Origin of the sequence: Citrobacter sp. Cb028, from assembly GCF_030336705.1 — a bacterium.
GTDB lineage: Bacteria > Pseudomonadota > Gammaproteobacteria > Enterobacterales > Enterobacteriaceae > Citrobacter > Citrobacter braakii.
Genome location: NZ_JAOWCZ010000034.1, coordinates 1,438,772 through 1,453,029, shown reverse-complemented (window position 1 = coordinate 1,453,029; position 14,258 = coordinate 1,438,772). Strand labels below are relative to the sequence as shown.

15 protein-coding genes are annotated in these 14,258 nt (G+C 53.7%); 11 read left to right on the top strand and 4 right to left on the bottom strand.

The window, feature by feature from the left end; genetic code table 11:
- The first annotated feature begins 48 nt into the window (after nucleotides 1–48).
- The 8 genes from OGV75_RS16630 to OGV75_RS16600 all read left to right on the top strand — a co-directional run bounded on the left by OGV75_RS16630 (nucleotide 49) and on the right by OGV75_RS16600 (nucleotide 7,366).
- A complete protein-coding gene (locus tag OGV75_RS16630; RefSeq protein WP_200100680.1) occupies nucleotides 49–1,047 on the top strand; it encodes an MsnO8 family LLM class oxidoreductase in 999 nt (332 codons plus the stop codon).
- On the top strand, nucleotides 1,047–2,168 hold the full coding sequence (locus OGV75_RS16625) for an amidohydrolase (RefSeq protein ID WP_016153134.1): 1,122 nt from the start codon (nucleotides 1,047–1,049) through the stop codon (nucleotides 2,166–2,168). Before OGV75_RS16630 ends, OGV75_RS16625 begins: the two co-directional genes overlap by 1 nt.
- Nucleotides 2,169–2,193: 25 nt before the next feature.
- Nucleotides 2,194–3,507: an LLM class flavin-dependent oxidoreductase gene (locus tag OGV75_RS23665; RefSeq protein ID WP_016153133.1), complete on the top strand. Its 1,314-nt coding sequence runs from the start codon at nucleotides 2,194–2,196 to the stop codon at nucleotides 3,505–3,507.
- Between the two features lie 12 nt (nucleotides 3,508–3,519).
- On the top strand, nucleotides 3,520–4,452 hold the full coding sequence (locus OGV75_RS23660) for an ABC transporter substrate-binding protein (RefSeq protein ID WP_019076809.1): 933 nt from the start codon (nucleotides 3,520–3,522) through the stop codon (nucleotides 4,450–4,452).
- Between the two features lie 10 nt (nucleotides 4,453–4,462).
- Nucleotides 4,463–4,972 (top strand): GNAT family N-acetyltransferase, encoded by a 510-nt coding sequence (locus OGV75_RS16615; RefSeq protein WP_016153131.1) that lies wholly within the window; start codon nucleotides 4,463–4,465, stop codon nucleotides 4,970–4,972.
- Nucleotides 4,973–4,981: 9 nt separating this feature from the next.
- Nucleotides 4,982–5,908, top strand: a complete 927-nt coding sequence (locus OGV75_RS16610; RefSeq protein WP_016153130.1) for an amino acid ABC transporter permease — start codon at nucleotides 4,982–4,984, stop codon at nucleotides 5,906–5,908.
- Nucleotides 5,892–6,665 (top strand): amino acid ABC transporter ATP-binding protein, encoded by a 774-nt coding sequence (locus tag OGV75_RS16605; RefSeq protein ID WP_016153129.1) that lies wholly within the window; start codon nucleotides 5,892–5,894, stop codon nucleotides 6,663–6,665. Before OGV75_RS16610 ends, OGV75_RS16605 begins: the two co-directional genes overlap by 17 nt.
- Before the next feature lie 83 nt (nucleotides 6,666–6,748).
- Nucleotides 6,749–7,366, top strand: a complete 618-nt coding sequence (locus tag OGV75_RS16600) for a glutathione S-transferase family protein (protein WP_016153128.1) — start codon at nucleotides 6,749–6,751, stop codon at nucleotides 7,364–7,366.
- Nucleotides 7,367–7,433: 67 nt separating this feature from the next.
- Here OGV75_RS16600 and OGV75_RS16595 read toward each other — a convergent pair whose 3' ends face one another.
- Both OGV75_RS16595 and OGV75_RS16590 read right to left on the bottom strand, forming a co-directional pair.
- Nucleotides 7,434–8,744 (bottom strand): MFS transporter, encoded by a 1,311-nt coding sequence (locus OGV75_RS16595; RefSeq protein WP_016156557.1) that lies wholly within the window; start codon nucleotides 8,742–8,744, stop codon nucleotides 7,434–7,436.
- A gap of 73 nt (nucleotides 8,745–8,817) precedes the next feature.
- Nucleotides 8,818–10,014, bottom strand: coding sequence for an L-talarate/galactarate dehydratase (locus OGV75_RS16590; protein ID WP_016153126.1), 1,197 nt, complete (start codon nucleotides 10,012–10,014; stop codon nucleotides 8,818–8,820).
- Between the two features lie 271 nt (nucleotides 10,015–10,285).
- Here OGV75_RS16590 and OGV75_RS16585 point away from each other — a divergent pair, with 271 nt between their 5' ends.
- Together OGV75_RS16585 and pptA are read left to right on the top strand one after the other, a co-directional pair.
- Nucleotides 10,286–11,338 carry a LacI family DNA-binding transcriptional regulator gene (locus OGV75_RS16585; protein WP_502873976.1) on the top strand — a complete coding sequence of 351 codons (1,053 nt, stop codon included), beginning with the start codon at nucleotides 10,286–10,288 and terminating at the stop codon, nucleotides 11,336–11,338.
- A gap of 34 nt (nucleotides 11,339–11,372) precedes the next feature.
- The gene (gene pptA, locus OGV75_RS16580) at nucleotides 11,373–11,600 is read left to right on the top strand and encodes a tautomerase PptA (protein WP_016156554.1); all 228 of its coding nucleotides are present in this window, start codon (nucleotides 11,373–11,375) and stop codon (nucleotides 11,598–11,600) included.
- Between the two features lie 39 nt (nucleotides 11,601–11,639).
- Here the strand turns inward: pptA and OGV75_RS16575 are convergent, their stop codons facing one another.
- Nucleotides 11,640–12,212 carry a flavin reductase family protein gene (locus OGV75_RS16575; protein ID WP_016156553.1) on the bottom strand — a complete coding sequence of 191 codons (573 nt, stop codon included), beginning with the start codon at nucleotides 12,210–12,212 and terminating at the stop codon, nucleotides 11,640–11,642.
- Nucleotides 12,213–12,369: 157 nt separating this feature from the next.
- Here OGV75_RS16575 and nhoA point away from each other — a divergent pair, with 157 nt between their 5' ends.
- Nucleotides 12,370–13,215 (top strand): N-hydroxyarylamine O-acetyltransferase, encoded by an 846-nt coding sequence (gene nhoA, locus OGV75_RS16570; RefSeq protein ID WP_286480915.1) that lies wholly within the window; start codon nucleotides 12,370–12,372, stop codon nucleotides 13,213–13,215.
- A gap of 57 nt (nucleotides 13,216–13,272) precedes the next feature.
- Here nhoA and OGV75_RS16565 read toward each other — a convergent pair whose 3' ends face one another.
- Nucleotides 13,273–14,166, bottom strand: coding sequence for a PhzF family isomerase (locus tag OGV75_RS16565; protein WP_286480914.1), 894 nt, complete (start codon nucleotides 14,164–14,166; stop codon nucleotides 13,273–13,275).
- Between the last annotated feature and the right edge of the window lie 92 nt (nucleotides 14,167–14,258).

Sequence of the window (14,258 nt, the reverse complement as noted above, 5' to 3'; positions counted from 1 at the left end):
TCTGATAATTTAATAATAATGACATGTTAACAAGCATAGGCCCGTAAGATGTCATATCGCCTGAGTATTCTGGATAAAAGCCCCCTCGGGGAAGGTGAAACCGCCGCGATGGCGCTTGCCCGGACGTTACGTCTGGCGCAGCGGGCAGAAGAGTGGGGATACCATCGTTTCTGGATCGCTGAACACCATAATACGCCACAGCTGGCCAGCCCATCACCGGAGCTGGTGATTGCCTGGATCCTCGGGCAAACCCAGCGTATTCGCGTAGGCTCCGGTGGCGTGATGCTGCAACATTACAGCCCGTACAAAGTGGCGGAAAACTTCAATCTTCTGGCCTCGCTGGCACCCGGGCGTGTCGATCTCGGCGTAGGGAAAGCCCCTGGCGGCTTACCACTGTCGACTCAGGCACTACAGCAAGGAGTGCATCAGGATGAAAAAGGCAGTTTTGCCGACCAACTTTCCCAGCTTAACGACTGGCTGACGCTGAGCGGCACGGAAAGCGGGGAAACGGTATTTCCGACGCCAATCCCACCGATACCGCCGGAAGGATTTGTCCTGGGAGCCAGTGTGCAAAGCGCACAGTTAGCAGCGCAATTCAATTGGCATTTTATCTTCGCGGCACACCTCAACGGTGACCGCGCGTTATTGCGTGACGTTTTGTCCTTCTGGCAGACCCACAGCGCACGTCCGACGATAGTTGCCGTCCAGGTGATTGTGGCTGACAGTAGCGATACCGCCGCGCAGCTTGCGGAAAACGTGCAAATCTGGGGCGTGGAGCTGGAGAATGGTCAACGTGTCACGGTAGCCAGCGAAGAGCAGGCGCTGGCATTCGCCGCGCAGGCCGGCAGTCCGCCACGCAAAATCGCGCGTCGTGAGCAGGCGTTGTTACACGGCACGGCTCAGGAGGTGATGGCGAAGCTGAATGCCCTGCATACGCAATTTGGCATTGAGGAGTTCATTATCGACACGCCAGTGGCGGAAGGTCACGCGCGTCTGACATCGCTGCGGTTGTTGGCGCAAGCCCATAACGCCGTGGAGGTGCTCTGATGACTCTGGCCTCAACGCTTATCAACTGGCGTCGTGAATTACACCAGCACCCGGAGCTTTCCCTGCAAGAGTCGGCAACGACGGCGCGCATTCACGCCTGGCTGCACGCAGCGGACGTCGAGATTTTGCCGTTCGACCTGAAAACCGGTCTGGTCGCGGAAATCGGGCAGGGAGAAGATGTCATCGCGCTGCGAGCGGATATCGATGCGCTACCGATAGAAGAAAGCGCCGATGTGCCGTTTCGCTCCCTCACGCCGGGAGTGATGCATGCCTGCGGGCATGACGTCCACACCAGCGTCATGCTGGGCGCCGCGCTGCTGCTTAAACAACAGGAAACACACTTACCGGGTCGAGTACGTATTTTGTTTCAGCCCGCTGAAGAGAGTTTCGGTGGCGCAAAAACGCTGATCCGCGCCGGTGCGCTGCACAACGTTGCGGCTATTTTTGGCATGCACAATGAGCCAGGTTTACCGGTGGGGGAATTTGCCACACGCGGCGGTGCGTTCTATGCCAACGTCGATCGCTTCGTGCTGCGTATTAATGGCAAGGGCGCACATGCGGCGCGTCCGCATGAAGGCAGAGATGCCATCCTGCTCGCCAGCCAACTGGTCACGGTGTTGCAAAGCGTTGCCAGTCGCGACGTTAACACACTGGATTCAGTGGTGCTTAGCGTGACCCGTATTCAGGGAGGAAATACATGGAACGTGTTGCCAGAATCCGTTGAGCTGGAAGGGACGCTCAGAACGCACCGGACTTCGGTGCAGCAGCAGGTTAAAGCACGGGTTAATGACATCGCCGCCGGTTTTGCCCACGCCTTTGGCGCACAAATCGACGTTATCTGGCATGCGGGGCCGACCGCGTTGGTAAACGATGCACGTTGGGCCGATATCGCCACCGCCGTGGCGAAACAATCAGGCTACACCACCCATCATGCCGACCTGCATATGGGCGGCGAGGATTTTGCCGTCTATCTGCAAAATACGCCTGGCGCATTTGTCAGTATTGGCAGCGCCAGTGAATACGGATTACATCACCCGGGCTTTAATCCGGACGAACGTTTAATTGAACCTGCCGCGCATTACTTTGCACAGTTAGCAAAAACGGCATTCGCACATCTTTAAGTTTACCTGTTGGGTAGGGGTTATTATGGCTGAAAATCGGCAACTACGGCTCGGCACTATTCTGCATGGCGCAGCGGGAAATATGTCCGCATGGCGTCATCCGGCGGCGCAGGCCGATGCCAGTATTAATTTTGATTTTGTCAAAGAGACGGCGCTTATTGCGGAAAAAGGGAAGCTGGATTTTATTTTTGTCGCCGATGGTCTGTATATTAATGAAAAATCAATTCCACACTTTTTAAATCGCTTTGAGCCGCTGACGGTATTATCTGCTTTGGCCAGCATTACCCAGAATCTGGGATTGGTTGGCACGGTATCCACGTCATACAGCGAGCCGTTTACTACCGCACGGCAGTTCGCCAGCCTTGATCATCTCAGCCAGGGGCGAGCCGGATGGAACGTGGTCACATCACCTCTGGAGGGTTCGGCAAAAAACTATTCCCGTGCCCAGCATCCAGAACATGCCCTGCGTTATCGTATCGCCGATGAATATTTACAGGTGGTGAAAGGACTGTGGGATTCCTGGGAAGATGATGCTTTTACCCGTAATAAGGCAAGCGGAGAATTTTTTAATCCGCAAAAACTGCATACGCTTAACCATCATGGAGATTATTTTCAGGTCGCAGGGCCGTTAAATATTGGGCGCACGCCACAAGGCCGTCCGATTATATTCCAGGCGGGCGCCTCACAGGATGGTAAGAAATTGGCGGCGCAGCATGCCGATGCTATTTTTACCCATCAGGAGTCGCTGGCGGAGGCCAAAGAGTTCTATCAGGATGTAAAAAGCCAGTTGGCCTACGCCGGGCGACATCCCGAACAACTGCATATATTCCAGGGCGTCAGCGTGATTGTTGGCGACAGCGCAGAGGATGTTGAGCAGCAGTATCAGACTACCGCTGCGCTGGTCTCTATTACCGACGCGCTGAACTACCTGGGCCGCTATTTTGAACATCATGATTTCGCCCAATATCCACTGGACGCACCGTTCCCGGATTTGGGTTCCCTTGGACAAAACAGCTTTCGCAGTACGACTGATGAGATCAAACGCAACGCGCGTGAGCGTGGCTTAACGCTACGCCAGGTTGCTCTGGAAGCGGCCAGTCCACGCCCACGTTTCAGCGGTACGCCGCAACAGGTTGCCGATGGTCTTCAGCAGTGGTTCGACGAAAAAGCCGCAGACGGTTTTATCATCCAGGGTGGAACGCCAGATACCTTCCCACGTTTTGTCGAACAGGTTGTCCCCGTGCTTCAGGCGCGTGGCCTGTTCCGCCATGAATATCCCGGTACGACCCTGCGCGCAAGCCTGGGACTCGCGACACCTGCAAACCAATTCACACAATAAGAGAAAAACGCTATGCAGAAAAAATCAGTCTTCCTCGCGCTGTCACTGGCTTTCAGCGCTAACGTCTGGGCAAATGATGTGACTATTAACGGTACGGGCGTAAGCCTGGAAGCCAATAAAACGCCAATCAATACGGCAAAAAATCCGCAGGCGATTGCGCAGTTGCCCGCGAACCTGCACCTGGCCGTGCCGGGTAAATTCACCGTGGCGATTGCCGGGTTAAGCCAGCCGCCGCTGACCGTCTTTGCCGATGACAATAAGACACTGATCGGCAGCGAGGCGGACATCGCTCGTCTGGTGGCTGACAGTCTGGGGCTGGAACTCAACGTCGTGCCCACGTCATGGGAAGACTGGCCGCTGGGCGTCACGTCCGGCAAATATGATGCCGCGATCAGCAATATTACCGTCACCAAAGCCCGCAAAGAGAAATTCGATTTCGCGACGTATCGTAAGGACTCCCTTGGCTTCTATGTCAAAACCGGCAGTAAGCTGAAGAAAATCGAGCAGGCAGAAGATATCGCCGGTCTGCGCATCATCGTCGGTTCGGGGACAAATCAGGAAGCCATCCTGCTCGCCTGGAACGATGAGAACGTGAAGAAAGGGTTGCAGCCGTTTACGCCGGTGTATACCAAAGATGATGCCGCGCAAACCCTGGCTCTGCAGTCAGGCCGCGCCGATGCTTACTTCGGTCCTAACGTTATCGGCGCGTGGAAAGCTGCACTCAACGGTAAAACGCAACGGGTGGGCAGCGTTGATGGCGGTTGGCCAAAAGCGGCACACATCGCTGTGACGCTGAAAAAGGACAGCGGTCTGGTTCTGCCGGTACAAACCGCCCTCAACGGCGTAATTGGCAACGGCGACTATGACAAGGTGCTGAACCGCTGGGGAGAAGGGGTGGAACGTATTCCGCAATCTGAAATCAATCCAGCCGGTTTAGGCGACTAAGGAGGTCATCGTGAGCGATCAATTTCGCGTGGTCTCACCTGAAGCCAGCGAGCTGCAGCCAATTTTGAACGGTCTGTTCGGTGAATATGCCGCTCGCTATGGCGATTATTTTTCTCGCGACGCTGAAGTGGAGCTGACCGAATGGTATCTGGCACCGCAGGGACTTTTCGTGGTACTGGAGCGCAGCGGCGAGATTATCGCCACCGGGGCCTACAAACCTTACGACAAAGACACCGCCGAGATTAAGCGCATTTGGACGAAAAGCAGCCTGCGTCAGCAGGGGCTGGCGGCGCGCGTGGTGCAGGAGCTGGAACGCAGGGCGCTGCTGGCGGGCTACAGCCGGATTTATCTGACCACGGGATTTCGCCAGCCGGAGGCCGTGCGACTTTATTTAAGCCAGGGCTACGATCCGCAATTTGATACAGCGCGCGATCCCGAAGAGTACAGCCTGCCACCGTTTGATGGCCGGCTGCGCTTTACCAAACTGTTGACCATCGCCGGTCAGGCCAGAATAGCCTGAGGAGAGAAGATGAAAACGACGGAGAGTATTAAAGTCGTACCGGCGCGCTATCCGATGCGCACCGCAGGAGCAGTCATTGCCTTGTTTGTCCTGGCGGTGATTATCCAGTCCGTGGCGTTTAATCCGCGCTGGGAATGGGGCGTGTTTGCCCGTTGGTTCTTTGATCCAGTTATCTTGTCCGGCCTTGGGCAAACTCTGCTACTGACGCTTATCGGTACGCTGTTAAGTATTATCATCGGTGGTCTGCTGGCGCTGGCACGGCTTTCATCTTCCTGGTTGCTGAACGGTCTGGCATGGGGATACATCTGGCTGTTTCGTTCGTTACCGCTGATTGTGGTGCTCATCGTTTTGTACAACTTCTCCTATTTGTACGACACGCTGGCGATTGGTATTCCGTTTACTCCCATTCAATGGGGCAGTTTTGAGACCATCAATGTGCTCGGCCAGTTTTCCACCGCGGTGGTTGGCCTGACGCTGGTGCAAAGCGCCTATACCGCTGAAATTATTCGTGGTGGATTTTTAGGGGTTGACCATGGCCAGTACGAGGCAGCGGCAGCGCTGGGCTTACCCGCATGGCGACGTACGCTGCGGATTATTCTGCCGCAGGCGCTGCGTACTATTTTGCCTGCTGGCTTCAATGAAATCATCAGTCTGGCGAAAGGGACGGCGATGGTATACGTGCTGGCAATGCCAGAGCTGTTCTACACCATCCAGATGATCTACAACCGCACGCAGGAAGTGATCCCGCTGTTGATGGTGGGTGCGGTGTGGTATCTGGTGATCACCAGCGTCCTGTCGTTAATTCAGCACCTGGTCGAACGCGCGCTGGCCCGCAGCGAGCGACGTTCAGCAATCAATACCGCCCGGGTGAGTCGTGCAGAAAAACGCAACCGTCAACGTCCGCAGCAGGAGGCCGTCCATGTCCCACTCGCCTGAAGGCCATATTTCCATTACCGGCGTCAGCAAATACTTCGGTCGCCACAAAGCGCTGGATAATGTGTCGCTGGAGATCCCTCCCGGAACGGTAACGGTTATTCTTGGCCCGTCCGGTTCAGGAAAATCCACACTCTTGCGGACGATCAACCATCTGGAGCGCGTCGATGAAGGGTTTATTCAAATCGATGGCGATTACATTGGTTATCGTCGGCAGGGAGACAAACTGTATGAGCTGAAAGAGGCGGAAATTTTGCGCCAGCGCGTTAACGTCGGCTATGTGTTCCAGAATTTTAATCTGTTTCCGCACTTAACGGTGCTGGAGAATTTGATTGAAGCGCCCATTGCGCACGGTCTGGCATCGCGTAAAGCCGCCACCGAGCGGGCATTAACTCTGCTTGATGCCGTTGGCCTGCGTAATAAAGCCGATGCCTGGTCGCGTCATCTCTCCGGCGGTCAGCAGCAGCGTATCGCTATAGCCCGTGCGCTGGCGCTAAATCCACGCGTTATGCTGTTTGATGAACCCACTTCAGCGCTGGATCCTGAACTGGTAGGCGAAGTTCTGGATGTCATCAAAGCACTGGCGCAGTCGGGAACCACGCTGGTTGTGGTGACGCACGAGATTGGGTTCGCCCGGGAAGTGGCGGATCAGGTGGTGTTTATGGTCGATGGCAAAATCGTCGAACAGGGCAGCAGCGAGCAGGTGCTGAATCATCCACGCCACACGCGCACCCAGCAGTTCTTGTCGAAAGTGCTGTGAACTTCAAGGGAAAGATAGGCTGGTCTGCATAGACTGACGAATGCTGCTCTACACTTAGGGTTTTAACTTTGGGGGGTTGCAGCATGATTAAGGTCTATGGGGTGCCGGGCTGGGGATCGGCCATCAGTGAAGTGATGCTCACACTGGCGGAGATCCCTTACAGCTTTATTGATGTTGATGGTTTTGACCGCGACGGGCCTTCGCGGGAGTTGCTTAAAAAAATGAATCCGCTGTGCCAGGTGCCCACACTGATACTGGAAAATGGTAACGTGATGACGGAAACGGCGGCGATCGCCCTGATGATCCTCGATCGTTGTCCTGAACTTGCGCCACCCGTTGGGCACGCTGAGCGCCAGCAGTTTCAGCGTCTGTTGATATGGCTGGTGGCAAATGTCTATCCAACGTTTACCTATGCCGATTATCCACAACGCTGGGTACCAGACGCCGCGGCGCAGTTAAAAAAGAACTGTATTGAGTACCGCAAATCGCTTTATATGTGGCTGAACGACCAGCTAAGCGCTGAGCCGTACGCGTTTGGCGATCAGCTAACACTGCTGGACGTTTATATTGCCGTTATGCGCACCTGGGGGCCGGGGCATGACTGGTTTCAGGACAACACGCCCAATATCAGCGCCATCGCTGACGCGGTTTGCCAGCACCCGCGACTGCGTACTGTACTGAAAAATAATAAGATTATTTAAAAAAAAACGCTGTTCCGCAGGAGTGCAAATCCCGGAACAGCGGGCGAACTATCGCCATAAGCTTACATTACGCGACGGACGGGCTCAGCGTAATACGATCCAGCGGCCCCACGATAAACAGATAAGAAATCAGGCCAATCAGCCCCATCGAACCGACGTACAGAATGGCGTAATCGAATGACTGGGTATTCGCCAGAATGACGCCGATCACCAGCGGCGTGATAATACTCGCCATATTGCCGCACATATTGAATACGCCGCCAGCAATGCCGAGCACTTCTTTTGGTGAAGTATCGCTAAGTACGCACCATCCCAGATTGCCAAAGCCTTTGGCGAAAAATGCCAGACTCATCGCCGCGATAACCACAAATTCTGACGAGGTGTAGTTAGCGATAACGATGACACAGGAAAGTAACATTCCGCAGATAACGGGTAGCTTACGAGCAACCGTCAGGCTGTAGCCGCGTTTTAATAGCCAGTCTGAAAAAACGCCCCCTAACAATCCACCGATAAAACCGGCAATAGCAGGAATACTGGCGACAAACCCCACTTTAAGGATCGACATTCCTTTAGCCTGATACAGATAGGTAGGAAACCAGGTCAGGAAGAACCAGGTGATTGACGTCACGCAGAACTGCCCGATGTAAACGCCAATCATCATGCGGTTGACGCAGACGCTTTTTATTTGCGCAAAGGTAATCTTCTGTGGCTCTTTTTTATTTCCCAGCGACGGTTCGCCACCGCCTTCCCGGATATAGTCAATTTCCTGCTGGTTTACCTTCGGATGATGCATAGGATCTCTGACTTTTACCAGCCAGAAGATGCCAAGAATAACGCCAATCGCCCCGATGTAATAAAAAACAAAGTGCCAGCTGAGATTATGCAAAATAATCGTCATTAACGGTGTAATTACCCCTAACGAGATATATTGCGCGGCCTGGTAAACTGAGGTGACAAATCCTCGTTCATTATTAGGAAACCACTGCACGCTTAATCGGCTGTTGGCAGGAAAGGCCGGAGCCTCAATGGCACCCATCAGTAAACGTAAGATTATCAATACCACAAGTGGACTGGCATACAGATAAATGGTGCCCTGAAACATGGTCACCAGTGACCAGCCAATCAGGGCGCAGCCGTATACCAGACGAGAACCGTAGCGATCAAGTAGCCAGCCGCCAGGCAATTGCATAATGACATAAGAAATACCGAAGGCAGAAAAGGCCAGCCCCATTGCTTCGGGATCAAAACCTAATTCTTTGCTCATAATCGGAGCCACGACGGATAACGTCGCGCGATCGGCGTAATTAAATACGGTGGCAAGAAACAGAAATATCAAAATACCGTAACGCACTTTTGTGCGCTTTATTATTGTGTTCATCACCCACTCCTTTCATAAGGTTGAGAGCGTTTCTGTAGGGAAGAGGGCGGGTATTACTTACCCGCCAAATAAATTAAGGACGTTTACCAAACTCGCAGGTTAATTGCGTCCAGCGGCGTGTCTGCTCGCTGATGCTGAATCCCAGACCGTGACGGTCGGAAACCCACATCCGCCCATCGCGCAGCTCAAGCTGTTCATTAAATAACGGGTTCAGCCATTCGAAATGTTCCAACCATGGCTCAAGCGGGTAAGCGGCGGACAGATGCAGGTGAACTTCCATGGCAAAGTGCGGAGCCAGTTTGCGACCGTGTTTCGCCGCCAGGTCCATAATTTTCAGAAACGGTGAAATTCCCCCCACACGCGGTGCATCGGGCTGCACAAAATCACTGGCATTACCGAGGATCAACTGTTCATGTTCGCGGAAGCTGGTCAGCATTTCACCGGTAGCAATCGGGGTATCAAGCGCGGCGGCCAGTTGGGCGTGACCTTCCACATCGTAGGCATCCAGCGGCTCTTCAATCCAGATCAGATTGAACTGCTCCATTTTTCGCCCCATACGAATGGCGGTTTCTCGATCCCACTGCTGATTGGCATCGACCATCAGCGGGAAGTCATCGCCCAGCGCTTCACGCACCGCGGTTAAGCGGCGAATATCCTCGGCGCAGTTTGGCTGACCAACCTTGAGTTTGATGCCGCCAATGCCGTTTTCACGGGAAATAACGACGTTTTTGAGCACCTGATCCAGCGGCGTATGCAGGAATCCGCCGGAGGTGTTGTAACACTGCACGGAGTCCCGGTGTGCACCCAATAGTTTTGCCAGCGGCAACCCTGCACGCTTGGCCTTCATATCCCACAAGGCGATATCGATAGGGGAGATAGCCTGAACCGCCATGCCGCTGCGCCCTACGGAAGCGCCAGCCCACAGCAGCTTGGTGTAGATCTTGTCGATATCGTTTGGATCTTCGCCTAACAGGTTATCGGCAATTTCTTTGGCATGAGCATAGATTCCCTGGCCGCCAGCCCGTTTGGAGTAACTAAATCCAACGCCTTCAAACCCGTCGCGACTGCGGATCTCCGCGATAATAATGGCAACTTCGGTTAGGGGTTTCTGGCGACCGGTCAGCACTTTGGCATCGCTCACGGGTGTTGCCAGGGGAAGGAAAGCCAGGGACAGCTTAACCCACTCGATACGGTCGCCGGTTTCAGCCGCGGTTTTTGCATTGGCTGATTTGGCATACGTTACGGCATCGGAATTCGCACTTAATGACATTTTAATCTCTCCTGGTGATAACAAATGATTGCGCTAACATTTTTAGTGTTAGCGCAATCATTGCGCCAGCGAATTGAATGCGTTTTGAACAATCGCTCACAAATACTGAGACAAAAGGGCAGTAACTTGTAAACAGCATCACATTCCAATACTTTATGGGTAAATGCACAAGTCATTATGATGGCGCTATCATTTCAGATGACGCTAATTAACTAAGCTGCTGTTTTCTCAGCGTTATCGTAGAGGGGCGCTGGCAATAGCCGAAATCATGATGAATAATGCCAGGATAAATCAGCGATTTTTGACAAGGGCATCGACAGTGAAAAATCCCAGACCTCCGCGCGCACCCACGCTGGAAGATGTTGCCCGTACCGCGGGGTTGTCGCCCATGACGGTGAGCAGGGCGTTGAATACCCCGCAACTGGTGCGCCCGAGAACAGTAGAAAAAGTGATGCAGGCGGTACGCGCCACTGGCTATATTCCCAACGCGCTGGCCGGGGGGCTGGCGTCGCGTCGCAGTAAGCTTATTGCTGTGGTTGTCCCACAAATTAACAACAATATGTTTGTCGATACCATCCAGTCATTAAGCGATGAACTGGCTGAACGCGGATACCACATCTTGCTCTGCGTGTCGGGTTATACGCCGCAAACAGAGGCTGAGCTGGTGGCGACGCTGCTTTCTCGTCGCCCGGATGGTGTAGTGCTCACCGGTATCCATCATACCGCCGAGCTGAAAAAGGTGATTCTTAATGCGGCCATCCCGGTCGTGGAAATATGGGATTTAACGCCAACGCCCATCGATATGCTGGTGGGGTTTTCGCATGAAAAAGTCGGGCAGGCGGTAGCAGACTATTTGCTGGACAAAGGGTATCGCCGTCCTGGTTTGCTATGGACCGCCGATCGCCGGGCAGGCCAGCGTAAACAAGGACTGTGCGATGCGCTGAGTCGTCATGGTATCGCGGCTTGCACACAGGTGGATGTCCCGCTTCCTGCCTCTCTGGCATTGGGGCGTAGCGGGTTGGCACAGCTATTGGCTGAACGCGCGTTTGATGTCATCGTCTGTAGCTCAGATATGTTAGCCCAGGGGGCGATCATGGAAGCCGAAAGCCGTGGTCTACGCGTGCCGCAGGAATTAGCGGTAATCGGTTTTGGCGATCTCGACTTTGCCGCCAGTAACCGACCTGCCATCACCACCGTCAGCGTCGACAGACGGGCTATTGGACAACGCGCCGCCTCTCTGCTTGCCGATCGTATCGAACAAATTCCGCGTGAAGACGATATCATTGATGTTGGATTTCACCTGGTGGAACGAGAATCCGCATAAGTTACCTGCATCCCAAAACAATAAGGAATCTGCTATGCCGCACGTCGATATCAAATGTTTTCCTCGCGACCTGAACGACGAACAAAAATCCGCGCTGGCGGCGGATATTACCGACGTCATTATTCGTCATTTGCAAAGCAAAGACAGTTCAGTGAGCGTGGCGCTTAATGAAATTGAACCCGAGGCGTGGCAGGGCGTGTGGGATGCGGAGATTGCGCCGCAGATGGCCAGGTTGATTAAAAAACCCGGCTACAGCATGTAAGACAAAACGGGCGGATTTTCCGCCCGTTTTGTCGTGCCATTATTCAGCTGCTGTTATGAGTTTTCCACTGGAGACAAACGTTCCGGCCCCAAGGTGATGCAGGGTATTGAGCTTGCCATCATCAAACTGCCAGCGTCCTTCCACGAAGGCTCGCTCATCAGCGGCAGCCGAGACCACTTCACCAAATAGCGTGTCATATTTTTCCTGTGCCGCAGTGGCAGGCAACAGGCGACACTCCATCCAGGCCAGACATTTTGCTTCAATCAGCGGTAAACCCAGTACCGGTCCCTGCACCACGGGAATGCCGTAGCAGTTGAATTTATCTTCCACACGACCGGAAACGCTGCCTACGGCCCAGGTCCAGTTGGCGGCGGCAACGCCCGGAATAACGATGCCGAATTTGCCGCTACGTTCAATGAGCTCACGTGACCAGGCGGTCTTGTCGACAACAATAGCGATCCGCGGTGGTTCAAACTCCACGGGCATTGACCACGCGGCAGCCATCACATTTCGCCGCTCGGTATGCTCATCCCGGCTGGTGATTAATATCGTTGGGCCGTGATTTAGCAACCGACTGGCATGTTTTAATTCGATCGGACGAAAATGGCTCATGGATGCTCCTTGGCTGAGAGATAACACACCACAATAAACATAGATATTAACGGTATTAGCGATTTTGTCGCCTCGTCTGGAGGAACAACGCACAAAATCGACGGCGCAAAATTAAAAATGCGTTATAAGTACTGCATTAATTGAACAGGAACTCCGTATGACGCCTTTTTTAACCGCTTATTTTGCCCGTATTGGCTGGTCAGATTTGGCCAGGGTCAACATTGAAACCTTACGGGCGCTGCATTTACTGCACAACGCCGCCATACCTTTTGAAAACCTGGATGTATTGCTTCCAAGAGAGATGCAGCTTGACGATTTGTCATTGGAGGAGAAGCTGGTGACGGCGCGTCGCGGTGGCTATTGTTTTGAACAGAACGGAGTATTTGAGCGAGCGCTACGCGAAATCGGTTTTACCGTACGCAGTCTGCTCGGACGTGTGGTACTGGCGAACCCGTCAAGCCTGCCACCACGCACGCATCGTCTGTTGCTGGTTGAGTTGCAGGGAGAGCAGTGGATCGCCGACGTTGGTTTCGGCGGGCAGACGCTGACGGCGCCGATTCGTCTACAGGCGAACATTGAGCAGAAGACACCACACGGCGAATATCGGCTGATTCAGGAAGGTGAAGACTGGATCCTACAGTTCTGTCATCACGAACACTGGCAATCAATGTACCGTTTCGACCTTGTCGTACAGCATCAGAGCGATTATCTGATAGGCAACTTCTGGTCCGCTCACTGGCCGCAATCACATTTTCGCCATCATTTGCTGATGTGTCGTCATCTGCCCGACGGCGGGAAATTAACGTTAACCAATTTTCATTTCACCCATTATCAGGATGGACACGCGGTAGAACAGATTAATCTGCCTGACGTCCCCAGTCTGTATGCTTTGTTGCATGAGCGGTTTGGCCTGGGCGTGGATGACGTGAAGCATGGGTTTACCCAGGATGAGCTGGCGACGGTAATGGCGGCGTTTGATACGCATCCGGAGGCGGGGAAATAGGGGCATCGGGATTAGTGCCGGATCGGCGTAATCGCCTTATCCGGCCTACGGGAACAATTAAAAATCTATCGCCCATTCTGCGTGAAACAGGATCACCGCCGAACCGGTAATGGTGACTTTTTCTGGCTGGTTATCACGGATAGTCACCGTCACATCAACAATACCGTCGCGCCCGAGCGCACGGCCCTGATGTCCCTGAACACGTAACGTTTTCCCATCATGCGCCATCTGCCCATGATGAACCAACCACGCGCCCATTGGACCGTTGGCATTGCCGGTAACCGGGTCTTCCACAATCCCAATTGCAGGCGAAAACATGCGGCCATCGGTGGCGTTTTCGCCCGGGCGGATTTGAAAAGGAAAGAAGCCGTTACAGCCAATTTGTTGGCTGATGGCTGTCAAAGCCTGCAAATCAGGGGAAAGGGCGTCGAGGTCCACCTCGGGCTTGAGCGGAATCATCACTTTCGAATGCCCGGTGGTAGCAACCTGAATCGGCAAGCCTGGCAGCATATCGTCTTCGCTCAGGTATAGGGCCTCGATAATCGCACTACGAATAGCCCCTTCCAGCGGAGGTTCAAATCCGGGTACGCCTTGTTCAAGGCTAATACGATAGTCATTCCCGGTAGCTTCGATATCCACCCGATGACGACCAGCCAGCGAGGTTTGCCAGACTGTACTGTTGCCCAAGCCAAGCACGTTTGCCCGCACATAATGTGCAGCGACGGTAGCATGCCCACAGATAGGAACTTCGACCGTCGGCGTGAAATAGCGGATGCGAACATCGCTGTCGTCGCTGGTCAGCAGGAAAGCGGTTTCCGAATGACGCAGCTCGCGAGCAATGAGTTGCATCTGTGTTTCGCTCAGTCCGTCAGCATGCAAAACCACACCTGCTGAATTGCCGCGAAAGGGTACCGAGGTAAAGGCATCGACGTGGTAAACCTGTGGTTTCATTAACGTTCTCCCTGGAATGGAGAAGCATCATAACGTGCAAAATGCCGGATGGCGATGATCGCTATCTTATCCGGCCTACGGTGCCTGGTTGT